Source organism: Pseudomonas sp. Pse1, from assembly GCF_024519635.1.
Classification (GTDB): Bacteria; Pseudomonadota; Gammaproteobacteria; order Pseudomonadales; family Pseudomonadaceae; genus Aquipseudomonas.
In genome coordinates this window covers 32,801-59,155 of record NZ_JALJRO010000012.1, presented here as the reverse complement: position 1 = coordinate 59,155, position 26,355 = coordinate 32,801, and the positions used below count along the sequence as shown (strand labels likewise).

At 60.9% G+C, this 26,355-nt stretch carries 22 protein-coding genes; 5 read left to right on the top strand and 17 right to left on the bottom strand.

The genetic code is table 11. From position 1 onward, the window contains the following. Positions 1-5 precede the first annotated feature (5 nt). The gene (locus NR126_RS18210; protein WP_027617058.1) at positions 6-497 is read left to right on the top strand and encodes a YgjP-like metallopeptidase domain-containing protein; all 492 of its coding nucleotides are present in this window, start codon (positions 6-8) and stop codon (positions 495-497) included. A gap of 17 nt (positions 498-514) precedes the next feature. Beyond that, the gene (locus NR126_RS18205; protein ID WP_027617059.1) at positions 515-811 is read left to right on the top strand and encodes a helix-turn-helix domain-containing protein; all 297 of its coding nucleotides are present in this window, start codon (positions 515-517) and stop codon (positions 809-811) included. Between the two features lie 21 nt (positions 812-832). Here NR126_RS18205 and NR126_RS18200 read toward each other — a convergent pair whose 3' ends face one another. Further along, positions 833-1,285 carry a GNAT family N-acetyltransferase gene (locus NR126_RS18200; RefSeq protein ID WP_256830781.1) on the bottom strand — a complete coding sequence of 151 codons (453 nt, stop codon included), beginning with the start codon at positions 1,283-1,285 and terminating at the stop codon, positions 833-835. Between the two features lie 251 nt (positions 1,286-1,536). On the opposite strand from NR126_RS18200, the gene NR126_RS18195 reads away from it, so the two are divergent. Continuing rightward, entirely contained in the window at positions 1,537-2,274 is a 738-nt protein-coding gene (locus NR126_RS18195; RefSeq protein ID WP_027617061.1) for an ABC transporter substrate-binding protein, read from the top strand. Between the two features lie 5 nt (positions 2,275-2,279). Here the strand turns inward: NR126_RS18195 and yccS are convergent, their stop codons facing one another. From yccS to betI, 13 genes are all read right to left on the bottom strand, one after another. Next, a complete protein-coding gene (gene yccS / locus NR126_RS18190; protein WP_256830780.1) occupies positions 2,280-4,451 on the bottom strand; it encodes a YccS family putative transporter in 2,172 nt (723 codons plus the stop codon). Between the two features lie 305 nt (positions 4,452-4,756). Next, the gene (locus NR126_RS18185; protein ID WP_256830779.1) at positions 4,757-5,935 is read right to left on the bottom strand and encodes an NAD(P)/FAD-dependent oxidoreductase; all 1,179 of its coding nucleotides are present in this window, start codon (positions 5,933-5,935) and stop codon (positions 4,757-4,759) included. Between the two features lie 150 nt (positions 5,936-6,085). Then, positions 6,086-7,423 carry an ATP-dependent RNA helicase DbpA gene (dbpA, locus tag NR126_RS18180; protein ID WP_256351154.1) on the bottom strand — a complete coding sequence of 446 codons (1,338 nt, stop codon included), beginning with the start codon at positions 7,421-7,423 and terminating at the stop codon, positions 6,086-6,088. Between the two features lie 262 nt (positions 7,424-7,685). Beyond that, the gene (mdtD, locus tag NR126_RS18175; protein WP_256830778.1) at positions 7,686-9,113 is read right to left on the bottom strand and encodes a multidrug transporter subunit MdtD; all 1,428 of its coding nucleotides are present in this window, start codon (positions 9,111-9,113) and stop codon (positions 7,686-7,688) included. 151 nt (positions 9,114-9,264) lie between these two features. Next, positions 9,265-10,602 (bottom strand): TldD/PmbA family protein, encoded by a 1,338-nt coding sequence (locus NR126_RS18170; RefSeq protein ID WP_027617066.1) that lies wholly within the window; start codon positions 10,600-10,602, stop codon positions 9,265-9,267. Continuing rightward, positions 10,602-12,044, bottom strand: coding sequence for a TldD/PmbA family protein (locus NR126_RS18165; protein ID WP_256830777.1), 1,443 nt, complete (start codon positions 12,042-12,044; stop codon positions 10,602-10,604). The genes NR126_RS18170 and NR126_RS18165 overlap by 1 nt, the downstream gene beginning before the upstream one ends. A 160-nt stretch (positions 12,045-12,204) precedes the next feature. Next, positions 12,205-12,900, bottom strand: coding sequence for an RraA family protein (locus NR126_RS18160; protein WP_027617068.1), 696 nt, complete (start codon positions 12,898-12,900; stop codon positions 12,205-12,207). A gap of 165 nt (positions 12,901-13,065) precedes the next feature. After that, positions 13,066-13,410, bottom strand: coding sequence for an AzlD domain-containing protein (locus NR126_RS18155; RefSeq protein ID WP_027617069.1), 345 nt, complete (start codon positions 13,408-13,410; stop codon positions 13,066-13,068). Next, the gene (locus tag NR126_RS18150) at positions 13,407-14,132 is read right to left on the bottom strand and encodes an AzlC family ABC transporter permease (RefSeq protein ID WP_027617070.1); all 726 of its coding nucleotides are present in this window, start codon (positions 14,130-14,132) and stop codon (positions 13,407-13,409) included. Before NR126_RS18150 ends, NR126_RS18155 begins: the two co-directional genes overlap by 4 nt. Further along, positions 14,132-14,776 (bottom strand): hypothetical protein, encoded by a 645-nt coding sequence (locus NR126_RS18145; protein WP_256830776.1) that lies wholly within the window; start codon positions 14,774-14,776, stop codon positions 14,132-14,134. The genes NR126_RS18150 and NR126_RS18145 overlap by 1 nt, the downstream gene beginning before the upstream one ends. 213 nt (positions 14,777-14,989) lie before the next feature. After that, positions 14,990-16,690 carry a choline dehydrogenase gene (gene betA, locus NR126_RS18140; RefSeq protein ID WP_256830775.1) on the bottom strand — a complete coding sequence of 567 codons (1,701 nt, stop codon included), beginning with the start codon at positions 16,688-16,690 and terminating at the stop codon, positions 14,990-14,992. A 154-nt stretch (positions 16,691-16,844) separates the two neighbouring features. Beyond that, positions 16,845-18,317 (bottom strand): betaine-aldehyde dehydrogenase, encoded by a 1,473-nt coding sequence (gene betB, locus NR126_RS18135; RefSeq protein WP_256830774.1) that lies wholly within the window; start codon positions 18,315-18,317, stop codon positions 16,845-16,847. Between the two features lie 103 nt (positions 18,318-18,420). Then, entirely contained in the window at positions 18,421-19,014 is a 594-nt protein-coding gene (gene betI, locus NR126_RS18130) for a transcriptional regulator BetI (RefSeq protein ID WP_027617073.1), read from the bottom strand. Positions 19,015-19,392: 378 nt separating this feature from the next. On the opposite strand from betI, the gene NR126_RS18125 reads away from it, so the two are divergent. Beyond that, the gene (locus NR126_RS18125; protein ID WP_256830834.1) at positions 19,393-21,333 is read left to right on the top strand and encodes a BCCT family transporter; all 1,941 of its coding nucleotides are present in this window, start codon (positions 19,393-19,395) and stop codon (positions 21,331-21,333) included. 127 nt (positions 21,334-21,460) lie between these two features. Here the strand turns inward: NR126_RS18125 and choV are convergent, their stop codons facing one another. The 3 genes from choV to NR126_RS18110 all read right to left on the bottom strand — a co-directional run bounded on the left by choV (position 21,461) and on the right by NR126_RS18110 (position 24,489). Then, positions 21,461-22,639, bottom strand: coding sequence for a choline ABC transporter ATP-binding protein (gene choV, locus NR126_RS18120; RefSeq protein WP_027617075.1), 1,179 nt, complete (start codon positions 22,637-22,639; stop codon positions 21,461-21,463). Then, positions 22,636-23,481 carry a choline ABC transporter permease subunit gene (gene choW / locus NR126_RS18115; protein WP_027617076.1) on the bottom strand — a complete coding sequence of 282 codons (846 nt, stop codon included), beginning with the start codon at positions 23,479-23,481 and terminating at the stop codon, positions 22,636-22,638. Before choW ends, choV begins: the two co-directional genes overlap by 4 nt. A 66-nt stretch (positions 23,482-23,547) precedes the next feature. Next, entirely contained in the window at positions 23,548-24,489 is a 942-nt protein-coding gene (locus NR126_RS18110) for a choline ABC transporter substrate-binding protein (protein WP_027617077.1), read from the bottom strand. 437 nt (positions 24,490-24,926) lie between these two features. Between NR126_RS18110 and NR126_RS18105 the strand changes: the two genes are divergently transcribed. After that, a complete protein-coding gene (locus NR126_RS18105) occupies positions 24,927-26,303 on the top strand; it encodes an L-serine ammonia-lyase (protein WP_027617078.1) in 1,377 nt (458 codons plus the stop codon). Positions 26,304-26,355: the final 52 nt, after the last annotated feature.

The following is a 26,355-nucleotide window of genomic DNA, read 5'->3' as shown; positions in this document are numbered from 1 at the left end:
GCTCAATGACCGCGCTCAAATACCTCCAGGCCTATCCCGCAGCCTTGCAAGATCAAGTACGCCAGATGATCGATCAGGATCGCCTGGGCGATTACTTGAGCCAACGCTATCCGGACAAGCACTCGGTGCAGAGCGATAAGGCGCTTTACGCTTACGCGCTGGAACTCAAGCAGGAATACCTGCGCAACGCGCCCGCCATCGACAAAGTGCTGTTCGATAACCGCCTCGACCTCACTCATCGGGCGCTGGGCTTGCACACGGCAATTTCCCGGGTGCAGGGCGGCAAGCTCAAGGCGAAGAAGGAAATCCGCATCGCCTCACTGTTCAAGGAGGCTGCGCCGCAGTTCCTGCAGATGATCGTGGTCCATGAGCTGGCGCACTTCAAAGAATCCGACCATAACAAAGCCTTCTACAAGTTGTGCGAGCACATGCTGCCCGGTTATCACCAACTGGAGTTCGATCTGCGGGTCTACCTGACCTGGCGCGATTTGCAGTAATCACACGGAGAGTCTGGATGGACGTCAGCAAGACCAAGAGTAGTTTTTACCGTCGTCTGTACGTGGCGTACCTGATCGATAGCGGGCTGGCCAGCAGCGTGCCGGCGCTGACCGATCTGACGGGCATGCCGCGGCGCACCGCCCAGGACACCATTGCGGCGCTGGCGGACCTGGACGTGGTCTGTGAATTCGAACAGGAAGACGGCGCCCGCAATCATGCCGGGCGTTATCGCATCCACAGCTGGGGCGCCATCGATCCGCGCTGGATCGAGCAGCATCTGCGGCAAATCAAGGCGGTCCTGGGTTATCCCTGAACCGCCAGCATTGGCGACGGACTAGCCCTTGCGCATGCCGATGTGCGGAATGTCGTCTTCCAGGTATTCCTCGCCCACCACGACAAAGCCGTAGCGCCCGTAGTAACCCTGCAAATGGGCCTGGGCCGAGAGGTAGATTGGGGTTTCGGGCCAGTGTTTCTCGGCCTGTTTCAGCGCCTGCCCCATCAGATCGTGGCCTAGGCCCTTGCCCCGCACCTGCGGTGCAATCACCACGCGGCCGATCACCACATCGCCGCCTTGCGAGGACGGGTCGAGCAAGCGCAGGTACGCGACCAACTGATCATCCTGCCAGGCCATCAAGTGGCAGGTGTCACCCTCGAGGTCGCGGCCATCGACTTCCTGGTAGGCGCACTTCTGCTCAACCACGAACACTTCAGTGCGTAGCTGCAAAATGGCGTAGAGCTGTTCTTTGCCCAGGTCTTCATGGTGTTTGCAGATCCATTCAATCGTCATCGTTCTGTCCTTTAAAAAGTCTGGTCCGATACTAAGCGTCTACTGTCGAGATGTCTTGCCTGCATGAAAATCTGCGACATAGTCCAAAATGCCATCATTGAATTCGTGCGACTTCGTCATCTTTGTGTAATCTGCTTTGGCTGCCTTTGCCGCGAGTTGCATTGAGCCCAAACCTGGCCGCCCTGCGGCAGATGATCATCGAGTTCGGCTGAAAACGTGTTGGGTTGGCGCCCACCTAAGGATTTTTTGGCATGCCGCGATTGCATCGAGTCATTGCGTTGATGGGTTTGCTCTGGATAAGCCAGGACGTTGAGGCGCAAAAGCTGCGGCTGGTCGCCGATGCCTGGCCGCCGTTCACCGACGCCACCCTGGTCAACGGCGGGTTGGCCACCGATATAGTCAGTACCGCACTGGCGCGCGCCGGCTATGCCAGCGATTTCCAGCAGGTGCCCTGGGCCCGGGCGATGCTCGGCCTGGGCGAGGGGCGCTACGACGTGCTGGTGAACGCCTGGTACAACGACGAACGTACACGGATCGGCCAGTTTTCCGCCGAGTACCTGCTCAATCGCATCCGCTTCATCAAGCGCAAGGATGCGCCCATCGAATACAACAACCTGCAGCAGTTGCACACCTTTGCGATAGCGGTGGTGCGCGGCTACGCCTATTCGCCGGAATTTGATGGCGATGCCGCATTGCAGAAAGTCCCGGTGCACAATTTCGCCATGGCGGTGCGCATGGTGGCGGCGGACCGGGTGAAGCTGACGCTGGAAGATGAGTACGTGGCGCGTTATTACTTGGCGCACGAGTCGCCCAAGGTGCGCAATGCCGTGGAATTTGTGCCACAGCCCTTGAGCGAAAACAGCCTGCATATTCTGGTCAGCCTGAAGAACCCGGACCACGCGAAAATCGTCGCCGGGTTCGACCGGGAAATTGCCGGGATGAAGGCGGACGGCAGTTATGAGCGGCTGCTGAAGCAGCATGGGATGTAGCAGCTTCAGGCCTTTATCAGGTGCGCCGCCAGAGTCCGCAATGGCCCCAGCTGCCGGCAAATCAACCCGAGTTGCGTCTGTACCAGACGCAGGCCTTCGTCGATTTCGTCGGGCATCTGTTCGAGTTCGGCCGCCAGGGCTTCTTCCTCGTCACTCTGGATCGCGATCGGTTGTTTGCTGGCCAGGCCTTGGGCGATTTCATCGATGCTGGCCGCCAACTTGACCCCGGCGCCTTCGATCAACTGTTCGCGGACTTCATCCGGTAAACGTGTTTCGCGATGCGCACCCAGGCCCGAGAGGTAGCTGAGCAGTGTGTGGGACAGTACGAGGAAACGGAATCCGACATCCGCTTCCTTACGAAAGTGTCCGGGCTCCATCAGCATGTTGGCCAGGGTGGTCGACAGCGCGGCATCCGCGTTGTGCGCGTTGCGCCGGGCCAGGCGGTAGGCCAGGTCATCGCTTTTGCCGGCGGCGTACTGCTGCATGATCTGGCGCAGGTAGATGCTGTTGCAGGTCAGGGTGTTGGCCAGCACCTTGTTCAACCGACGACCCTGCCAGTCCGGCAGGAACAGGAACACCGCGAGGCCGGCGATCAGGCTGCCGAGCAGGGTATCGAACAAGCGTGGCAGGAACAGTCCATAGCCGTCGCCCACCTGGTTGAAGCAGAACAGCACCATCACTGTGATCGCCGCCGTCGCCAGGGTGTAACGAGTGGTCCGGCTGATAAAGAACACCACCCCGGCGGCAATCGCGAAACACGACTGCACCAGCGGGTTGGGGAACAGGTCGAACAGGGCCCAGGCCACGGTCAGGCCGATGGCGGTGCCGATGATCCGTTGGCCGAGCTTGCGCCGCGTCGCGCCGTAGTTGGGTTGGCAAACAAAGAGCGTGGTGAGGATGATCCAGTAGCCCTGGGAAGGGTGGATCAAGTGCAGCACGCCATAGCCAATGGTCAGCGCCAGCGGCAGGCGCAAGGCGTGGCGGAACAGCAGCGAGGTCGGCGTCATCTGCGCGCGCAGGCGGGTCCAGACGTCTTTGAGATTGCGCGGCGAACGGTCGAGCAGGCTGCTGTCGGTGGCATCGGCGAGGTTGTCGGGGTTGCTCGCGTCGCTGAGCAGGCGGTCAAGGGTGCCCAGGTTGGCCGCCAGTGCACGCAATGAGCGCAGCAAGCCGCGCCAGGCCGGATTGCTCTGGATGCGCAGGTGCTCCAGCGAGGCGTGCAGGTCACTCAGAGCCTGGGCGAAGCTGTCGTCGTAGACGAATGGTTGGCGCATCTGGATCGATTCGGCCAGCGCCCGGCACGCCTTGCCCTGTTGGCGCAGCAGGCGCTGGCAGCGGAATAGCACGTCGCTGTGGAAGAACGCGTCGGCCAGGGCGTTGTACGGGTAATGCGAGGAACTGGCGCGCTCGTGGATGTCCTGGGCGAGGAAGTACAGCTTCAGGTAGCGGCTGACTTTCGACCCCGGCCGGCCGTTGCCGACCCGGTGCAGGATGATTTCCTTGGCGGCGTTGAGGGCGGCGACCACTCGGCCGTTCTGCTGGGCCAGTTCCAGGCGCCGGGCCTCGACGTCCATCTGCCGCAGCGGCTCGAACAACGCCGACTTGAGCTTGAGGTAATAGCCCAGTTCGCGGAACAGTCGCGCCAGGCTCTGTTGCACTGGCTGGTTGGAGAACATCGCCTGCCACAGCACCGACAGCAGGCCGTACCAGGCCGCGCCCGCCACCAGCAGCACCGGTTCATGCCAGAAGTCAGTCACCGCGCCGCCGCGCTGGTCAACGCCGATCATGGTGTAGACCGAGAGGATCAGCGTCGCCGAAGCAATCGCCCCGTAGCGTTCGCCGAGGGCGCCGAGCATGGTCAGGCCAAAGCTGGCCAGCGCAAAGGCGATCACGAAAATGTACGGGTAGGGGAACAGCAGTTCGACGGAAAATGCCGCGACGCTGAAGCACACCAGGGTCACGGCCAGCGCGTTGAGACGGCCCTGCCAACTGTCGTCGGTCTCGGCCAGGGCGCAGGCGATGATCCCCAGGAACAGCGGAATCAGCAGGGCCATTTCATCCTGGTACCAACACAACGCCATGCTGCCGGTCAGGGCGATGAACACCCGCACGCTGTAGCTGAACTTATCCAGTGCCCAAAGGCGCCGCAGAGACTGACGAAACGGAGTCGATGACATGAAGTGCGAAGGCCTTCCGGGGCAATGCCGCTAAATTGAGCCAGTAATGACGCCGACGCAATGGCGGCGATCACATCTGACAGCAAAATCTGTTCCTTCGGTACTTCATGCTCACTGCAAATGTTCAGGCTGGCCGAGAAAGCCGTGGGGCTTGCCACGCGTTCTCGGATTGACTCGCGATCAACTGTAGGAGCCAGCCTGCTGGCGATAGGGCCTGCCGATTCAAAGAAGATGTTGAATGTGCCGCCGCCATCGCGAGCAGGCTCGCTCCTACAATTTAAACCTGCATTGACAGGGGGGCTGGCTCAGACGTACTGCGCCGCCGCATACCCCGAGGCCCAGGCCCACTGGAAGTTGAAGCCGCCCAGGTGGCCGGTGACGTCGAGTACTTCGCCGATGAAATACAGGCCCGGGCTTTTCAGCGATTCCATGGTCTTGGATGACACCTCGCGAGTATCGACCCCGCCCAGGGTCACCTCGGCGGTGCGGTAGCCTTCAGTGCCGGCGGGCACCAGGGTCCAGCTCGCCAGCTTTTCGGCGATTTCGGCGATTTCGGCGTGGGTGTACTGCTTCATCGGCTTGGAAGCGAACCAGTTGTCGGCCAGCAGGTTGGCCATCTTCTTGGTGAAGATCTCGCTGAGCAGGGTTTTCAGTTCGCTGTTTGGCCGCTCGGCTTGCTGCTGTTGCAGCCAGGCGTGCACGTCATGGTCGGGCATCAAATTGATTTCGACACTGTCGCCGGACTGCCAGAACGAGGAAATCTGCAAAATCGCCGGGCCGCTGAGGCCGCGGTGAGTGAACAGGATGTTCTCGCGAAAGCTCTGGTCGTTGCAGCTCACCAGGCAATCCACTGAAGTCCCGGACAACTCGCTGCACAGTTCCTTGAGCTGGTCGGTGATGGTGAACGGCACCAGACCGGCGCGGGTTGGCAGCAGTTCGTGACCAAATTGGCGCGCCACCTGATAACCGAAACCGGTGGCGCCCAGGGTCGGAATCGACAGGCCGCCGGTGGCGATCACCAGCGACTGGCAGCTCACCTGGCCCAGCGTGGTGTCCAGCAGGTAACCGTTTTCGAGTTTCTCGATGGTCTGAATCGAGGTGTCCAGGTGCAGGCTGACGCCGGCCTGATCGCACTCGTTGAGGAGCATCTCGAGGATGTCGCTGGATTTGTTATCGCAGAACAGCTGGCCAAGCTTTTTCTCGTGGTACGGCACGCCGTGCTTGGCCACCATGCCGATGAAATCCCACTGGGTGTAACGCGCCAGTGCGGATTTGCAGAAGTGCGCGTTCTGCGAGAGGAAATTGCTCGGCTCTGTGTACATGTTGGTGAAATTGCAGCGGCCACCGCCCGACATCAGGATTTTCTTGCCGGCCTTGTTGGCATGATCGAGCAACAGCACCTTGCGCCCGCGCCCGGCGGCGGTCAGTGCACACATCAACCCTGCGGCGCCAGCGCCAATGATCACGACTTCGGTAGAGCGCAAAACGGTGTCCTCTCAGTGTCACACCAGAAAAACTGTGGGAGCGAGCCTGCTCGCGAAGGGGTCGGTACATTCAACATAGATGTTGTCTGACAAATCGCCTTCGCGAGCAGGCTCGCTCCCACAGGGTATCTTCTTCGGTTGGAAGATTGCTTACAGGATACGCACGCGCAACGAACGGCCCTTGATCTTGCCGCTGTTCAAACGCTGCAAGGCCTGCTTGGCGATGCTGCGGTCGACGGCGACGAAGGCCTGGAAGTCGAAGATCGCGATCTTGCCAACCTGCGCGCCTGGCACGCCGGCGTCGCCGGTCAGGGCACCGAGGATGTCGCCCGGACGCACTTTGTCCTTGCGCCCGGCGCCGATGCACAGCGTGCTCATGGCCGGCAACAGCGGGCCACCGCCCTGTTGGGTGAGGTTGTCGACCTGATCCCAGTTCAGCGGGGTCTTTTGCAACTGTTCGATGGCCTGGGCGCGATGCGCTTCGGACGGCGCCACCAGGCTGATCGCGATGCCTTTCTCACCGGCACGACCGGTACGGCCGACGCGGTGGATGTGGATTTCCGAATCCCGAGCCAGTTCGACGTTGATCACCATGTCCAGCGCATCGATGTCCAGGCCGCGCGCGGCGACGTCGGTGGCCACCAGCACCGAAGTGCTGCGGTTGGCGAACATTGCCAGGACCTGATCGCGGTCACGCTGTTCCAGGTCACCGTGCAGGCCGACGGCGGAAATACCCTTGGCGGTCAGGTGATCGACGGTCTCCTGCACCTGCTGCTTGGTGAAGCAGAAGGCCACGGTTGACTGTGGACGGAAGTGGCCGAGGACCTTGACCACCGCATCCATGCGCTCGTCCGGGGAAATCTCGAAGAAGCGCTGTTCGATCTGGCTGTCGTCGTGGAACGCCTCGGCCTTCACTTGCTGCGGGTTGCGCATGAATTTCGACGCCAACTGCTTGATGCCCACCGGGTATGTGGCAGAGAACAGCAGGGTCTGACGGCGCTCCGGGCACTGGGCGATGATTTCTTCGATGGAGTCGTAGAAACCCATGTCGAGCATGCGGTCGGCTTCATCGAGGATCAGCGTGTTCAGGCCGTGCAGGACCAACGAGCCCTTGCGCAGGTGCTGCTGGATCCGCCCCGGGGTGCCGACGATGATGTGCGCGCCGTGCTCCAGCGAACCGATCTGTGGACCGAACGATACGCCGCCACACAGGGTCAGGACCTTGATGTTGTCTTCGGCACGGGCCAGGCGACGGATTTCCTTGGCCACCTGGTCGGCCAGCTCGCGCGTCGGGCAGATCACCAGTGCCTGGCAACCGAAGAAGCGCGGGTTGATCGGGTTCAGCAGGCCGATGCCAAAGGCTGCGGTCTTGCCGCTGCCGGTCTTGGCCTGGGCAATCAGGTCCATCCCCTTGAGGATCACCGGCAAGCTTTGCGCCTGGATCGGCGTCATCTGGGCATAACCGAGGGAGTCGAGGTTAGCCAGCATGGCGTCAGACAGCGGCAAAGTATTAAAAGCGGTGGCGATGGTGGTCACGGGACTGGCCTGCAAAACAAAATGTCGCGCAGTGTACCAGTCCTATTGCCTTTAGCCCGTAGTTTCCGGATGAGAAGTAGCCGAGCGATGACCAGGCAAGGCGAAAACTGGCGAGAAACGGCTGAGGTCGCACCCGACTTGGCTTTAGCCAATGAGCATTTCGAGGCTGTTTTCAACGCAGCATGGTCGAGCGCAGGCACTTATCGTCCGGAAACTAAGGCTCTATGTGTTCTTCCGGACGTCTGACCCGCCGTCCGTCTTTTGGCGACAGCTGCAAAAAGATCGCCGCTGCCAGCATCGCCATGATCCCGACCGTGACAAAGGTCAGCTGGAAAGCGCCCAGCACGGTCTCCACGCCATCGTTGCCGACCTCAGCGGTAAAGCCGCCGAGCAGGGCGCCGGCGCAGGCCACGCCCAGGCTCAGGGACAACTGTGCGACCACCGACAGCAAGCTGTTGCCGCTGCTGGCGTTGGCGTCGTCGAGGTCGATCAGGGTCACGGTATTCATCGCGGTGAACTGCAGCGAGTTGATCGCCCCGAGGATTGCCAGGTGCACCAGCAGCAGCCAATACGGCGTCTGCTCGCTGATCAGGCCCATGCTCGCCAGCATGATCCCCAGCGCCAAGGTGTTGCCGGTGAGCACGATGCGATAGCCCAGGCGTTCGATCAGCGGCCGCGCCACCCACTTGGCAACCATCGCCGCAGCGGCCAGCGGCAACATGCTCATCCCTGCCTGGGACGGCGAATACCCCATCGCCACCTGCAACAGCAGCGGCACTAGAAACGGCAGGGCACCGCTGCCGAGTCGGGCGAACAGGTTGCCGAGGATGCCCACGGCGAAGGTCCGGGTGTTGAACAGCGAGGGCGAGAACATCGCGTTATCGATATGTCCGGCCCGCAGCCAATACGCCGCCAGACACGCCATGCCACCGAACAGGAGCAACATCACCCGCAGGTGCGGCAGGTGCAATTCACCGAGGCCTTCCATGGCAATGGTGATCAGCACCATCGCCGCGCCAAACAGCACGAATCCCAGGCTATCGAAGCGCGTGCGCTCACTGCCGCGCAGGTCGGGAATGAACTTCCAGACGGCGTAGCAGCCTATCAGGCCCACCGGCAGGTTGATCAGAAAGATCCAGTGCCAGGTCATGTACTCCACCATCCAGCCGCCCATGGTCGGGCCGATCAAGGGGCCGAGCAGGCCGGGAATGGTGATGAAACCCATGATCCGCACCAGTTCCGAGCGCGGGTAGGCGCGCAGCACCACCAGCCGCCCGACCGGCAGCATCAGTGCGCCCCCCAGGCCCTGAATCACCCGGGCGCCGATCAGCATGCTCAGGCTGCTGGACAAGGCGCAGAGCAAGGAGCCGAAGCTGAACAGCAGGATCGCGCTGAAGAAGATCTTCTTGGTGCCGAAGCGGTCGGCGATCCAGCCCGAGGCCGGGATCAGCAGGGCCACGGTGAGCATGTAGGCAATGATCACGCCCTGCATGCGCAGCGGGTTTTCCGCCAGGTCGCGGGCCATGGCCGGCAGCGCGGTATTGAGGATGGTCCCGTCGAGGGACTGCATGAAAAACGCAATCGCTACCACCCACGGAATCCAGCGGGCGGTGACGGGATCGAGAACAGGGCGGCTGGACATGGGACCTCTTGAATTTTGACAACTCACCGCCCCCTGTAGGAGCGGCTTCCCGCTTGCGGCTGCTCGCGATGCGGTCATCAGCGACACCGCATCAACTTCATCGCCAGCAGGCTGGCTCCTACAGGTTAATCGGTGTTAACAGATCCGGGGGTTAAAGGGTCAACGTCAACCGCTTGATCAACGCCCCTGGCAACAACGTCGACGCCGTGGCGCGCTGGTCGTAGGTGCTGGCCGACAGGATCAGTTCGCGCTCACGGGTCAGGGCTTCGAGTTGCGAGCCCAACAGACTATAGGCGCTGTCATCGAAACGCATGGTGCTGACCGGTGCCTGGATCTCGCCGTTCTCCACCCAGAAAGTAGCGAAGCGGGTCATACCGGTCAGGCGGGCGGCCGGTTGGTCCGAGTAGTTCAGGTACCACAGGTTGCTGATGTACAGGCCTGTGCCCAGTTGCTTGAGAATCTGCGACTCGGCCAGCGTTCCAGCGGCCATGTTCAGCGCGCTGGGCGCTTCACCGTCGCCAGCACCGTTGGCAGTCAGGCCATATTCGGCGGCGCTGCGCGAACTGACCAGGCGCTGATCGGCCTGGCCGGCGGCGATCAACTTGAGGTCGCTGCGCGGATAACCTTCACCGGAAAACGCCGGGCTCAGCGAGCCGCTGACCTGTTCATCGAGCGAAAGCAACGGGCTGAAAGCCTGGTCGCCGCCATAGAGTTTTTGCAGCGGGCTGCTCTTGCTGGCAATCGACTGTGCGGAAAAGCCGCCCCAGCAGAGCATGCCGACCAGTTCGTCGAGGGCCGCCGGTGCCAGGTAGGCGCGGTACTGACCCGGTGGCAGGGTGCGCAAGGGGCGACCGAGAAACTCCAACTGCTCCCGAGCCTGCTCGAAGCGTTTGGCGAAGGCTGCGCTGTTCCAGTCGTGGCCGGCGTAGCTGGCCTTCACCGCCTGGCCGTTGGCGTGGAACAGGCTGAAGTCGAAGTTGAAGCTGTTGGCCTGATGCCAGCCAAACGCACCCGATGAACTGGCGAATCCGCGGCTGATCGGGCCGGCGGCATAGAAGCCGACCAGGTCCAGGCCAGCGGCGGCGCTGGCGATTTCGGCCACTGCCTGGGCGGTGTCCGGCAACGGATGGTCCTGCACGTTATGGCTCTGCCAGGCATCGTGGTTGAGCAGCAGGTACGGATCCGGTGGCAGCAGCGGCAAGGTCTCGCGCAGTTGCTGCAGGGCGTCGGCCAGGCGCTCGCGGTCGACCTGCGGATCGCCGGCCAGGGTGATGCTCAAGTCGGCATGCCGACCCGCATCAATCAATTTGAAGCCGAGGCGCGCCTGCTGCACCTGCCCGGCCTGGCGGACCTGAGCGTGGTTGAAGCGCACGAACGCCGACGACTCGGCGGCATAGCTCAAGGTGAATTGCTCCGGCTCGCGCAGGGCTTCACGCAAGCCGTTCACCAGTGCCTTGAATTGCTCGACCTGACTCAATGCGGTGCTCATCAGGCGTCTCCCCCAAATACGTCAATGTTGCTGAATACACAGGCCGGCGACGCGTGGCCGACGCGGATCACCTGGTTCGGTTCGCCCTTGCCGCAGTTCGGCGTGCCCAGCACCTTGAAGGTGCTGCTGTCGCCGACCGCGCTGAGGTTGTTCCAGAACTGCGCGGAGATACCCCGGTAGTTGGGGTTCTTGACCACGCCCTTGAGTTCGCCGTTCTCGATCAACTGGCCCCATTCGCAGCCGAACTGGAATTTGTTGCGCGCATCGTCGATCGACCAGGAGCGGTTGGTCGACATCAGCACACCGCGTTCGATACCTCCGATCAACTGCGCAAGTGACTGCTCGCCCGGTTCGATATTGAGGTTGGCCATGCGATCGATCGGCGGCCGGTTCCAGCCGCAGGCGCGGCTGTTGGCGACGCCATTCAGATTGGCGCGAAACTGCGACAGTGCGCCGCCCAAAGGCCGCTGCAGCAAGCCTTCGCGGATCAGGAACTGTTTGCTCGCGGGCGTGCCGTCATCGTCGTGGGCGTAGCTGGCGAGCTCTTCGGGAATCTCCGGGTCGAAGGTCACGTTGAGCAGTTTCGAGCCGTATTGCAGGCTGCCGAAATCGCTGGTTTTGACGAAGCTAGTGCCGGCGTAGTTGCGCTCATCGCCGAGGATGCGGTCCAGCTCCAGCGGATGACCGATGGATTCGTGGATCTGCAGCATCATCTGGTCCGGCATCAACAGTAGGTCGCAGCGGTCTTGCGGGGTGTTCGGGGCCAGCAGCAACTGCAGGGCCTGGTCGGCCACCTGCGGCGCGGCGCCGATGAGGCCGCAGCGGCTGATGACGTCGGCGCTGCCTTGCTGGCCGAAGTTCTCGCGCCCGAGGCTGCGGGTCTGGCTGTCGTTGCCGTCGTAGGCGGTGACGTCCAGCCCGGGATAGACAAAGCGCTGCGCCTGGCGCAATTCGGCGCCGGCGCTGTTGAGGTAGATCTGCTCGACATGGGTGATGCCGATGCTCACCTGCCAGTTCACCAGGCGCTCGTCCTTGGGCACGGCGGCGGATTCGGCGCCGAGCAGCTGGTAGCACTCGGCGAGTGACGGGAACGGCTGTTGCAGATTCGGTGACAGGTAGTCGCCGCGCTCGCTGGACACCGCTTGCTGGCGCAGGTCGAGCAGGGCGTGGGCGGCCAGTGCGCGGGCCTGTTGTTCGGCGCGCTCGAGGGCGGCTTGCAGGCCGGCGAGGGACAGGTCGTTGGTCGCGGCGTAGGCTTCGACACCATTGACTCGGGCGGTGAGCATCGCGCCTTCGTCGCGGCTCAGGTGTGGCGGCTCGGCAACGTTCTTGCGTACCGACAGGTATTGGCCCGACTCGCGCACGTAGCGCAGGGAAAAAAACTCGGCGCCGGTGCGCAGGGCAGCGAAGCGCTGCTTGAGTTGCGGATGGAAATCGAACATGCCTACCTCCGTGTGGGGGGATCTTTGGGGCGTTGTGCGCACTGCTTTTATTGTGGGAGCGAGCCTGCTCGCGAAAGAGCGATGACGCGGTCATCCTGAATGGTCGCGGCGTCCTCGAGTCCATCGCGAGCAGGCTCGCTCCTACAGGAGGTTGAGCGCTTTAGAGCGGGCAGCCTTTGGCGCGCAGGATGGCGTCGAAGCGATCCGGGTCGAGAGTGCCGGCTTCGATGGCGGCCAGGGTCGCCTTCTCACGGGCCAACAGGTCGTGGCAGCGCACCAGCAACTCCGGCAGTTCGGAGCGGGCAGCCGCAACCACGCCGTCGCCGTCGCCGATCATCAGGTCGCCCGGCGCCACTAGCATGCCGGCGCAGGAGATCGGCACGTTGATCTCGCCACCGCCGTCGGTGCTCGGGCCACGATGAACACCACCGATGGCATAGGCCGGCAGTTCGCCGGTCTGCCATTCGTCGAGGTCACGCAGCGCGCCGTTGATCACCACGCCGACGATCCCGGCTTTGAGGGCCATGGCGCGCATGATGCCGCCGAACACGGCGCGGGTCAGGTCGGCACTGCCGTCGATCACCAGTACGTCACCCGGACGGGCCATCTGCATGGCCTTGAGGATCATCAGATTGTCGCCGGGGCGCACACGCACGGTCAGCGCACTGCCGAGCATTGGTGCATTGCCATGGAACGGCTTGAGGCCGAGGCCGCCAACGTTGCGACCCAGGCAGTCGCTGACGGCGGCCGCAGGAATCTTGCTGAACTCGGTCAGCCATTTCGGATCGAGGGGTTCTACGTTGGGATTGATCAGATAGCCGGTGGGCCATTTGCTCGAAGAGACGACATCAAACATGAGTAAGCCTCGTGGCCAGCCAGGGGGCGGCCTGTCGGTGGGGCGGGGAGGTGAAACGTTTGCGCGATGCCTAGAGTAGGCCGGCGTGAGTAAGGGATCAAGGTTCGCGAGCATCCCATTGCGGCTTGCTCGCGTTCGATTATGTCAACTGCAGCAGTGTTGTCTTCAGCCGTTCATATAGGTGAAAGCTGCCACATAAACGAATAGGCTTGCGAAGAACGCCGGCAGGATTTTCCTGGTTTTGGCCACCGCTATGAAGGTGCCGACCAGTAAGCATAGCTTTAGGGCGTCCAGCATCTGAAACTGTTGTATGAGTGTCAGCGCATCCATTTTGTTGAATGCAGTGTCGTAGATGATCACCCCCAGCATGGCCTGTGCGCTGTAGCTGATAAACCGATAAAAGGAACCCTGGGTCTGGGTCAGTGCAGCGCTGTTTTTGAAGGCGAAGGGTAACGCGCGAAATGCAAAGGCAGTCAGGGCAGAAAACGCGATAAGCAACCAGAGAGTCATGAGGTATAACTGCCTCGTTTTTTCATATTGTTTTCAATCAGTACAATCAGTCCACCGATAATGAAGGGTGTGAGCAGCAAACTGTAATCCTTGAATAAATAGACCAAAACTGGCGCGCCAATAAAGCCAGCCCAATAACTCGAAACCTCCGCATAGTGCGGCCAGTGCTTTCCGGCCAATGCGGTGAACTGAAGAGGTAACAGGAGCGTCATGGCTGCAAAAATAACCGGTGAGGTCAGTGTTGCACCGGCGACAAAGCCTAAGTAAGTGCAAAGGATCGAGATGCCGAATATGGGTAGGCCGAGGCCGACCAGATAGGTAAAAGGGAGGTCGATTCGTCGTTTGAATCGAGTGACGCAGCCGGTGAATATCGAGGGTGTAATCAGGATCAACGATGCCATGGTTTTCAGGGTTGAAGTGTTTCTTATAAAAGGCGCAAGGGTTGCGGAGAGCAGTACGAACCGGGCGTTGAGTGCCAAAATGATGGGGATCAATACCCATCCTTCATTAGGGTTCTGAATAAGCAGGAACTGCAGTGGAGTGGAAAAAATCAGCAAGGTTGTTGCAAGCGCCTGGCCAAGCGATAGTGACTGTGTGGCGCTCACAACACCGATCGATAGATACAGAAAGACGAATGCAACGCCAAACGTGACTGCATCGCGTGTTCCTTCCATAAATACGTTAGCGGTCGTAGGTCGAATTGACGCGTTTGAGGTCAGCATCAGCGAACTTCCTGGGTGCCAGCGGGCTCATCCAGCGGGTGGTATTGTTTTGCGTGGGGCAGGCGAGCACGAATTTTGTCGAGCACGTGCTGCCCGCCATTGACGGCACGCATCCGCTCCCCGCTCTGTGAGTCGATGCGAAAATCCAATGCAAACTGAAAGCCGTAAATGTCGGAGTATTCAACGACCTGACGAATTCGATTTTTCAGGCTGGTGACATTTTTTCCGGAAATGAACGTAGCTTGCATCCCCAATAATTCGCCGACTTCCTCGTCGCTCAAGTCTGCAATCAAGTCACTTGGAAAGTAGTAGGCGGTGGGCATTTTTGTGGTGTCACGGCAAACGGTCAGGGCCAAATAGTCAACCTTCAGGCTTTCATACAAATCATCGGAGTGAGGCGTGATGTCGCCAAGTCCGTTACCCCATTCTCGATATTTCTCGGCGGAGGGCTTCAGGTAGAGCGCTTTGTGTTCTTCGTATTCGTATTTAACGTCTGTGAGGTGAAATAGATCAGACAGAGCCTCGTGTACGATTAATGCAAGTTTTGGCGAGTCGAGGGTGATCATTTTTTCTTTGGATATTTCTTCTCGGAAAAAACGCACACGTTCGCGGCTGTCGAGGTGTTGCAGGTAATTCAAGGTCATCAGATTTGCAGCTGCCACATTTTTGGGTGGCGGATGATAATTAAACTTGATGGTCTCGTGGGTATGTAAGTGTTTCCAATTTTTAGAGCTTGAGGTTAACTAGTTTTAGTAACTTTGTGTCATTGATTTAGTTTGAAATGGATTGCTTTTGGCAGACGAAAAAAAACCGCCACCTAATGAGGGCGGCGGTTTTTTTGAGCCGAGGTCTTATCGTTAAGCTGGATGGCTCACCTCACGCAGCGGCTTGCCACGTACCGGGGCTTCGCCGGCGACGTAGTACTTGGCCTGGCTGCGTGGCAATGGCTGGCGACCACGGATCTTGTCGGCGATTTTTTCGGCGATCATGATCGTCGGCGCGTTGAGGTTGCCGGTGGTGATCAGCGGCATGATCGAGGCATCGACCACACGCAGGCCCTGCATCCCGTGGACGCGACCCTCGCCATCGACCACCGCCATTTCGTCGGTGCCCATCTTGCACGAGCAGGACGGGTGGAACGCGGTTTCAGCGTGTTCGCGAATGAAGGTGTCCAGTTGCTCGTCGGTTTGCACCTCGATGCCCGGGCTGATTTCGCGACCGCGGAACGCATCCAGCGCAGGCTGCTGCATGATTTCCCGGGTCAGGCGGATGCCGTCGCGGAATTCCTGCCAGTCCTGCTCGGTGGCCATGTAGTTGAACAGGATGCTCGGGTGCTGGCGCGGGTCCTTGGACTTGACCTGGATCCGCCCACGGCTTGGCGAACGCATGGAGCCCATGTGTGCCTGGAAACCGTGCTCTTTCACACCGTTGCTGCCGTTGTAGTTAATCGCCACCGGCAGGAAGTGGTACTGGATGTTCGGCCACTCGAAATCCGGACGGGTACGAATGAAACCGCCGGCTTCGAACTGGTTGCTGGCGCCGATCCCGGTGCCGTTGAACAGCCATTCGGCACCGATGGCCGGCTGGTTGTACCAGAGCAGCGATGGGTACAGCGACACCGGTTGGGTGCAGGCGTATTGCAGGTACAGCTCGAGGTGATCCTGCAGGTTTTCACCGACGCCCGGCAGGTCGTGGACCACCGGGATATCCAGGCTTTCCAGGAGCTTGGCCGGGCCGACGCCGGAGCGTTGGAGAATCTGTGGCGAAGCAATCGCACCGCTGCACACCAGCACTTCCTTGCGCGCACGGGCTTCCACGACTTCTTCGGCGCTGCCCACCAGGTAGCGCACACCGACGGCGCGCTTACCTTCGAACAGCACTTTGTCGGTCAGCGCGTGGGTGACGATGTTCAGGGTCGAACGCTTCTTGGCAGTGTCCAGGTAACCGCGCGCGGTGCTGGCGCGACGGCCTTTGGGCGTCACGGTGCGGTCCATCGGACCGAAACCTTCCTGCTGGTAGCCGTTGAGGTCGTCGGTGCGCGGGTAACCGGCCTGCACGCCGGCTTCAACCATGGCGTGGAACAGCGGGTTGTTGCCGGCCTTGGGCGTGGTCACGCTGACCGGGCCTTCGCCGCCGTGGTAGTCGTTCGGGCCGATGTCGCGGGTTTCCGCCTTGCGGAAATACGGCAGGCAGTCGAGGTAGGTCCAGTCTTCCAGGCCCGGGTTTTTCGCCCAGCCGTCGTAGTCCATGGCGTTGCCACGGATGTAGCACATGCCGTTGATCAGCGATGAACCACCCAGGCCCTTGCCGCGACCGCATTCCATCCGGCGGCCGTCCATGTGCGGCTCCGGGTCGGTTTCGTAGGCCCAGTTGTAGCGGCGGCCTTGCAGCGGGAACGCCAGCGCCGCCGGCATTTGTGTGCGGAAGTCGAAACGGTAGTCCGGGCCGCCGGCTTCGAGCAGCAGGACGGTGACGCCAGCGTCTTCGGTCAGACGGGTCGCCAGGGTGTTACCGGCCGAGCCGGCGCCGATGATGATGTAGTCGTATTCTTGGGACATTGTATGCACCCTCTTTGATGGTGGTCAGGTCGGGCCTTGGCGAGTGCGGTGCACTCGGTTCGCTGGCAAGCCAGCTCCTACAGGTACTGCGCTGTCCTTGTAGGGGCTGGCTTGCCAGCGAAAGCGGCCTTACGGGCAATGCATCACTCGGGTCTTAAAACACCGAGGCGTAATCGCCCAATTCAACCTGTACCGATTTGATGCGGGTGAAGTTGTTCAGCGAGCTGATGCCGTTCTCACGGCCAACACCCGACTGCTTGTAGCCGCCCACCGGCATCTTCGCGTCGGATTCGCCCCAGGCGTTGATCCAGCAGATACCGGCTTCGAGCTGATGAATCACGCGGTGTGCGCGGTTCAGGTCGCGGGTCACGACACCGGCGGCGAGGCCGAAGTCGGTGTCGTTGGCGCGGCGGATCACTTCCTCTTCGGTTTCGTAGGTGAGGATGCTCATCACCGGGCCGAAGATTTCTTCACGGACGATGGTCATCTCGTCGGTGCAGTCGGTGAACACGGTCGGTGCCACGAACGCGCCCTTGGCGAATTCGCCCTCTGTCATGCGCTCGCCGCCGCACAGGACCCGCGCGCCCTCGGCCTTGCCCTTGGCGATGTAGCCCAGCACGCTTTCCATGTGGGCGAAGCTGACCAGCGGGCCGAAGTTGGTGTTTTCGTCTTGCGGGTTGCCGACGCGAATGCGTGCAACGCGCTCGGCGATCTTGGCTTCGAATGCTGCTTTCAGGTGGCTCGGCACGAACACGCGGGTGCCGTTGGTGCAGACCTGGCCGGAGCTGTAGAAGTTGGCCATCATCGCGGTGTCGGCGGCGCGGTCGAGGTCGGCGTCGTCGAAAATGATCAGCGGCGACTTGCCGCCCAATTCCATGGTGACGTCCTTGAGCGAGGACGCCGAGGCGCTGGCCATGACCTTCTTGCCGGTGTCGGTGCCGCCGGTGAAGGAGATTTTCTCGATGCGCGGGTGCTCGGTCAGCCAGGTGCCGACTTCACGGCCGCTGCCGGTCAGGACGTTGAACACGCCATCCGGCAAGCCGGCTTCGGTGTAGATCTCGGCCAGTTTCAAGGTGGTCAGGGAAGTGACTTCGCTTGGCTTGAAGATCATCGCGTTACCCGCGGCCAGGGCCGGGGCGGATTTCCACAGGGCGATCTGGATCGGGTAGTTCCACGCGCCGATACCGGCCACCACACCCAGCGGCTCGCGACGGGTGTAAACGAAGGAGGAGGTGCGCAGCGGGATCTGCTCGCCTTCGATCGCTGGCACCAGGCCTGCGTAGTACTCCAGCACGTCGGCGCCGGTGACGATGTCGACGTACTTGGTTTCGGAGAACGCTTTGCCGGTGTCCAGGGTTTCCAGGGCGGCCAGCTCATCGTTGCGCTCGCGCAGGATGTCGACGGCACGACGCAGGATGCGCGAACGCTCCATGGCGGTCATCGCGGCCCAGATTTTCTGGCCCTTTTCAGCGCTGACCACAGCGCGCTCGACGTCGTCGAAAGTCGCACGTTGCACATTGGCGAGGACTTCCCCGGTAGCCGGGTTGATGGCTTCGAAAGTGGCATCGCTGCCAGCGTCGGTGTAGCCGCCATCGATGTAGAGTTTTTGCAGTTCGAAACGGGCCATAAAGTCCTCGCAAGCGCATTGAGTGGGTTGGCGGTAACCAGCGTTCGGGTCGTACAGCACGACACGTGCGCTGGCGTTCAGGGGTAGAGCGTTCTGGTGTGCTCTAACTCACCTGCTTGGCCAATTGGATATCCATGTATTCGTAAGCGATCCGCTGCGCCTGCTCGGTGTCGAAAGCATCTCCCGACAAGGCGCCGCGCAACCACAAGCCGTCGATCAGTGCAGCCAGTCCACGGGCCGCGCTGCGTGCCTGGTCCAGCGGCAAGACGCGGCGGAACTGGCAGCACAGGTTGGAATACAGGCGGTGATCGTTGATCCGCTGCAACCTGTGTAGCGACGGTTGATGCATGCTGGTGGCCCAGAAGGCCAACCAGGTTTTCATTGCCGGGCCATTGACCTGGCTGGCGTCGAAGTTGCCTTCGATGATCACCTGCAGATGGGCCCGCGGGCTGTCATCTGTCAGCGCCTGACGGCGCAGGGTGACGTTCTCGCTGAGGACGCTCATCAGATACCGCATCGTGGCGGCAATCAGGCCGTTCTTGTCCTGAAAGTAATGACTGATGATGCCATTCGAGACACCGGCCAAACGGGCGATCAGCGCAATGCTGGCGTCCCCCATTCCGACCTGATCGACGGCCAGTAATGTGGCTTCGATCAATTGCTGGCGGCGAATGGGTTGCATACCGACCTTGGGCATCTTGCACCTCTCCTTAGGCCTCCCGACGGACATAAAACGTCTGTCGGATTGAGGACCAGTCTATTTTGTTTTGATTGAACGTTCAATCAACAAAGAATAAGATCTGCGACAAATCGTCGCTGCCTACAGGTTTTTCCTACGTGTAGCTGGCGGAAAAACGACATCCAAAAACGCTCGAAACCCACGCGCACAGGCGCTGCGGGCTTCGGGCTTTTTTCCGGCTGTCTTTATATCACCCGCTGGTCGGCTGCCCACTAACCGATTGGTCGGGTACGGCTTTGCCTTGTGTCCTTCTCTCGCACTGCCTGGAGCATCTGTGCAATGAGTTCTGCCTCTCTAATAAAGACCCCACCAGAAAAGGTGACGGTCAACGGTTGGGTGTTCTACACCTCCACCGCATTGATTCTGCTGCTGACTGCCATCCTCATTGCCGCGCCGCAAGAAGCGGGCCGATTGCTGGGCATTGCCCAGGCCTGGCTGTCGCGCAGCTTCGGCTGGTATTACATGGTGGTGATCGCCGCCTACCTGGTGTTTGTCGTCGGCCTGGCGTTTTCCTCCTACGGCAAGCTCAAGCTGGGCAGCAAGGACGACACCCCGGACTTCAGCTACGGCGCCTGGGCGGGGATGCTGTTCTCCTCCGGTATCGGTATCTCGTTGCTGTATTTCGGTGCGTCCGAGCCGCTCGACCACTTTTTCAATCCACCGGAAGGTGTGCCGGGTTCCCATGAGGTGGCGCGTCAGGCAGTGCAACTGACCTTCCTGCACTGGGGCCTGCATGGCTGGGCGATCTACGCTTTGGTCGGGCTGGCCGTGGCCTACTTTGCCTACCGTCACAACCAGCCGCTGGCCTTGCGGTCGGCGTTGTATCCGCTGGTCGGCGAGCGCTGGGTCAAGGGCGCAGCCGGGCATGCGGTGGACGGCTTTGGCATGTTCGTCACGCTGCTGGGTCTGGTGACCAACCTGGGGATTGGTTCGCTGCAGGTGTCGTCGGGGCTTGAGAACCTGTTCGGCATGGAGCACAGCAACACCAACCTGCTGATCGTGATCATTGTCATGAGCACCGTGGCCACCATCGCCGCCGTGTCGGGTGTGGAAAACGGCATTCGCCGCCTGTCCAACCTGAACATCGTGCTGTTCAGCGGCCTGCTGATTTTCGTGCTGTTGTTCGGCCCGACCCTGCACCTGCTCAATGGCTTCGTGCAGAACATCGGCGACTACCTCAACGGCGTGGTGCTGAAAACCTTCGACTTGTACGTGTACGAAGCCGACAACGCCAAGTCCGAGCGCTGGCTGGGCCTGTGGACCCTGTTCTATTGGGCCTGGTGGATTTCCTGGGCGCCATTTGTCGGCATGTTCATCGCGCGTATTTCCCGTGGCCGTACCGTGCGCGAGCTGGTGGCCGGCGTGCTGCTGATCCCGCTGGGCTTTACCTTGGCGTGGCTGTCGATCTTCGGTAACTCGGCGCTTGATCTGGTGATGAACCAGGGAGCGGTGGAGCTGGGCAAGACGGCGCTGGAGCAGCCGTCCATGGCGATTTACCAACTGCTTGAGCATTATCCGGCGTCGAAAATCGTCATCGGTGTGTCGATCTTTGTTGGCTTCGTGCTGTTCCTGACCCCGGCGGATTCGGGGGCGGTGATGATGGCGAACCTTTCGTGCAAAGGCGGCGATGTCGACGAAGACGCGCCACACTGGCTGCGGATTTTCTGGTCGGCGGTGATCACCCTGGTGACCATCGGCCTGCTGTTCGCCGGTAACTTCGAAGCCATGCAAACCATGGTGGTGCTGGCCGGCCTGCCGTTCTCGGTGGTGCTGGTGTTCTTCATGTTCGGCCTGCACAAGGCAATGCGCCAGGACGTGCAGATCGAACAGGAACAGGCGGAGTTGGCGGCGCGTGGTCGTCGTGGTTTCAGCGAGCGTCTGACTCAGTTGGACCTGCAGCCAAGCCAGGCTGTGGTGCAGCGGTTCATGGACAAGCATGTGAGCCCGGCGTTGACTGATGCCACCGATCAGATGCGTGCCCAGGGCCTTGAAGTGCAGACCGTGCTGGGCAAGTCCAAACGCTGCATGGGCGTGCGGGTGGAGATGGAGGAAGGCAACCCGTTCGTCTATGAAGTGAGCCTCGATGGTTATCTGGCGACCCCAACCGAATCGGCCCAGTCCGACGAGGCGCGCCAGCGTTACTACCGTGCCGAGGTGTATCTGCACAACGGCAGCCAGGATTACGACCTGATGGGTTTCACCCAGGACCAGATCACCCGCGACGTGCTCGACCAGTTCGAAAGCCATCGGCAGATGTTGGGGCGGGTGTATAGCTAACGCCACATAACCTGTGGGAGCGGGCTTGCTCGCGATGAGGCCATCAGCTACACCGCTGTATCACCTGCTATCCCACAAACAAAAACGCCGCGATCTCTCGCGGCGTTTTTGTGTCTGCGGGCTTGGCTTAGCCCAGGTTTTTGCCCAGCAGGGCGTGGTACAGCTCGCTGTCGCCGAGGATGCCGACTACATGGTTGTTGTCGTGGAGCACCAGCTTGTTGCCGGTCTGGTAGCGGATCTGCAGGGCGTCGCGCATGCCGATGTTGGAGTCGACCAGTGTCGGGCGACGGCCGAGGCCTTCCACCGACTGGCCGGGTGCCCAGTTCTGCAGGTCCAGGGCCGAGCCGTTCTGGCGGGCGCCCTTGATGGTGTTGCCTTCGGCCAAGTCCAGCCACGAGTCGCCGCCCGGGTCCAGGCACACCGAGCCGTTGATGCGCTTGCAGTTGTCCAGGGTGCGCATCAGGCTGCGACCGCAGAGGACGTTGAGCGGGTTGGTGTGGGCGACGAAGGTACGCACATAGTCGTCGGCCGGGTTGAGGACAATCTCTTCGGGCTTGCTGTATTGGATGATCCGGCCGTCTTTCATGATCGCGATGCGGCTGCCCAGTTTCAGCGCCTCATCGAGGTCGTGGCTAACGAAGACGATGGTCTTGGCCAGTTTGCGTTGCAGCTCCAGCAATTCGTCCTGCAGACCCTGGCGGATCAGTGGGTCGAGGGCCGAGAAGGGTTCGTCCATCAGCAGGATATCGGCGTCCATCGCCAAGGCGCGGGCCAGGCCGACCCGTTGCTGCATGCCGCCGGACAGCTCATCAGGCTTCTTGTTGCGCCACTGGGTCAGGCCCACCAGCTCCAGCTTCTCGTCCACCAGCTTGCGCCGTTCCTTCTCCGGACGACCCTGCATTTCCAGGCCGAAGCTGATGTTCTCGCGCACCGTCAGCCAGGGCATCAGGGCGAACTTCTGGAAGACCATGGCGATGCGCTTGGTGCGCATCATTTTCAGTTCTGCCGGGGTGCACGAGGCGATGTCGATCTGCCGACCTTCATGCTCGACGAACAGCTTGCCGCGGCTCACGGTGTTGAGGCCGTTGATGCAGCGCAACAGGCTGGACTTGCCGGAGCCGGAGAGACCCATCAGTACGCAGATTTCACCCTTGTCGATATCCAGGCTGGCCTTTTCGACGCCGACAATCTGCCCGGTCTTTTTCAGGATCTCGTTACGGGTCATGCCCTGGTCGAGCAGTTTCAAGGCTTCGCGCGGATCCTTGGTGAAGATCACGTCGACGTCATCAAAGCGAATTATGCTCATGCGTCACCCCCTACTTTGGCGTCGGGTTGTTTGCAGATACGGTCGAGCATGATCGCCAGCAGTACGATCGCCAGACCGGCTTCGAAGCCCAGGGCGATATCAGCGGTATTCAGTGCGTTGACCACGGGTTTGCCCAGGCCGTCGGCACCCACCAGCGCGGCAATCACCACCATCGACAGCGACAGCATGATGCACTGGGTGATACCGGCCGCGATGCTTGGCATGGCGTGGGGAAGTTCAATGCGCGAGAGCAGCTGACGGCGCGAGCAGCCAAAGGCCTTGCCGGCATCCATCAGTTCCTGCGGTACGTCGCGAATGCCCAGGTAGGTCAGGCGGATGGGCGCGGCAATCGCGAACACCACCGTGGAGATCAGCCCGGGGACAACACCCAGACCGAACAGGGTCAGGGTAGGAATGAGGTACACGAACGTCGGTACGGTCTGCATCAGATCGAGTACCGGACGCATCATGGTGTAGAACATCGGTTTGTGCGCGGCAACGATGCCCAACGGCACGCCGATCAGCACGCAGACCAGGGTGGCGAACATCACCTGGGCGAGGGTTTCCATGGTTTCCTGCCAGTACCCCAGGTTGAGGATCAACAGGAAGGAGGCGACGACAAAGGCTGTCAGGCCCCATTTGCGTTGGATGAAGTGAGCCAGCAAAGCGATCAGACCGATCAGTGCCAGCGGGTTGAACCAGGTCAGCGCAAACGTCACGCCGTGGATCATCGTTTCCAGCGACACGGCAATCGCGTCGAAGGTGCTGGCGCCGTGTTGCGTCAACCATTCAACGAATGCCGCGATGTACTGGCCTAGGGGTATTTTCTGATCAATCAGCATGGTAATGAACGTCCGCATGCAAGGTAATTAACAGCCCGGACGGCATGCGCCGTCCGGCATAAGCGACTACTGCAACTTGGCTTTCACGGCCTCCAGGCCTGGTTTACCGTCAATGGTGGTCACGCCAGCGAGCCAGGTATCGAGCACCTGTGGGTTCTTTTTCAGCCAGGCCTTGGCGGCCGCGTCAGGCTTCATTTTGTCGTCGAGGATGTTGCCCATCAGTTCGCTTTCCATGTCGACGGTGAACTCCAGGTTCTTCAACAACTGCCCAACGTTGCTGCATTCCGTGGCGTAACCCTTGCGGGTGTTGGTGGCCACGGTGGCAGCGCCGAAATCCGGGCCGAAGAAGTCATCGCCACCGGTCAGGTATTGAATCTTGAAGCGCTTGTTCATCGGGTGCGGTGCCCAGCCGAGGAATACCACGGCGGTGTCGCGTTTCTGCGCGCGGTCGACTTGCGACAGCATCCCGGCTTCGCTGGACTCGACGACCTTGAAGCCAGCGTCCTTGAGGCCGAAGGCGTTCTTGTCGATCATCGACTGGATCAGACGGTTGCCGTCGTTGCCGGGTTCGATGCCGTAGATCTTGCCGTCGAGCTCTTTCTTGAATTTGGCAATGTCGGCGAAGTCATGCAGCCCCTTGTCGTAAAGCGCCTGGGGGACAGCGAGGGTGTACTTGGCGCCCTTGAGGTTGGTACGCACGGTTTCCACGGTGCCGGCATCGCGGTAGGCCTTGATGTCGTTTTCCATGGTCGGCATCCAGTTCCCCAGGAACACGTCCATGTTCTTGCCGTCGGCCAGCGACTTGTAGGTCACGGGCACGGAAATCATGGTGGTCTTGGTTTTGTAGCCGAGGGCGTTGAGTACGACGCTGGTGGTCGCGGTGGTCGCAGTGATGTCGGTCCAGCCGACATCGGAGAAGTTGACGGTGCTGCATTGAGCCGGTTCCGCGGCCTGCGCCAGCACGGGAAGACTCAGTAGGGCGGCCAACAACAACGGGTTACCTTTCATGGGGTGGACTCCTGGATGTTTTTTTGGCGGTGTTCCGACAGGACAGCCGCACTTAGTAGTGTTGCGGTTGGTGGCGGTGAAGACAGCTCTGCCACGGCGCTTCGCAATCGAGTCGTAACTGATCATGGACCAGTGAAAATCTGACGCCTACAGGGTGCGTCGTATCCAGTACAGGGATGGTCGCATCCAGTGTCAGCGAGGTCGTTTACAGCTTTTTTCCGACCGTTGTTGCCCGCTGAACCGCAAAAAAAACCGTCGCAATGTGTCGCTTGCGGCCTGCGGCGTTAGTGGGCATGAGTGCGTCGGTGTCAGACGTTGAGCGACCGGGCAAAAGCCCGATGATGCGGCCATATGCACGGGTCGCTGCTTGAGCGTAGCAGCTCCGTCACCGGGCGCTTTGCGGCCTGGAACCTGCTCATCGAGGAGTCTCGTACGTCATGGCTATCAGCGTTTTCGACCTGTTCAAAATCGGCATCGGTCCGTCTAGCTCGCACACTGTAGGGCCGATGCGCGCCGGTGCGCTGTTTGTCGAGGCGCTGCGTGAGAAGCAGTTGCTGGAACAAGTGCGGCGAGTCGAGGTGCAGCTGTATGGCTCGCTGTCGGCCACCGGCATCGGGCATGGCAGCGACAACGCGGTGATCATGGGCTTGATGGGGGAGTGGCCGGACGCAATCGATCCGTCGCAAATAGGTATTCGCATCGACACCCTGCGCGAAACCGACACCCTGCTGCTCGACGGTCGTCTACCGGTGCCTTTTATCTGGTCGCGGGACATGCGCCTGATTGACGAGAACCTGCCGTTCCACCCGAATGCCATGACCCTGGTGGTGTTTGATGAAAACAGCGAAATCCATCGCGACACCTACTATTCAGTCGGCGGCGGTTTTGTCGTCGATGAGGCCCAGGCGTCCAGCGGTGTGGTGGACCTGGACAGCACCGTGTTGCCCTACGATTTTTCCAGCGCCGCCGAGCTGCTGGAGCTTTGCCAGAAGCACAACCTGCGGGTGGCCGAGCTGATGCTGGCCAACGAGAAGGTCTGGCGCAGTGAGGAAGAAATCCGCAGTGGCCTGATGAAACTCTGGCGGGCCATGCAGGATTGTGTTGAACAGGGTCTCAAGCACGAAGGCATCCTGCCGGGCGGGCTCAATGTGCGGCGCCGTGCAGCCAAGCTGCACCGCAGTCTGCAAGAGCTGAACAAGCCCAACGTGATTGGCTCGACCTTGAGCGCCATGGAGTGGGTCAACCTGTTTGCCCTGGCGGTCAATGAAGAAAACGCTGCGGGCGGGCGCATGGTCACGGCACCCACCAACGGCGCTGCGGGGATCATCCCGGCGGTGCTGCATTACTTCATGAAGTTCAGCGAGGCGGTGACCGACGCCAACGTGGTCGACTACCTGCTCGGCGCGGCGGCGGTGGGCATCCTGTGTAAAAAGAACGCGTCGATCTCCGGCGCCGAAGTCGGTTGCCAGGGCGAAGTCGGTTCGGCCTGCGCCATGGCGGCAGCGGGGCTGGCGGAGATTCTCGGGGCCACGCCGGAGCAGTTGTGCAATGCCGCGGAGATTGGCCTGGAACACAACCTCGGTCTGACCTGCGATCCGGTCGGCGGGTTGGTGCAAGTGCCGTGCATCGAGCGCAACGCGATTGCGGCGGTGAAGGCGATCAACGCCGCGCAAATGGCCTTGCGTGGGGACGGCCAGCACTTCATTTCCCTGGACCGGGTGATCCGCACCATGCGTGATACCGGGGCGGATATGCATGACAAATACAAAGAGACATCGCGTGGTGGGTTGGCGGTGAGTGCTGTGGAGTGTTGAGTCCTTGATACCGCGTCGATCCCTTCGCGAGCAGGCTCGCTCCCACAGTGGT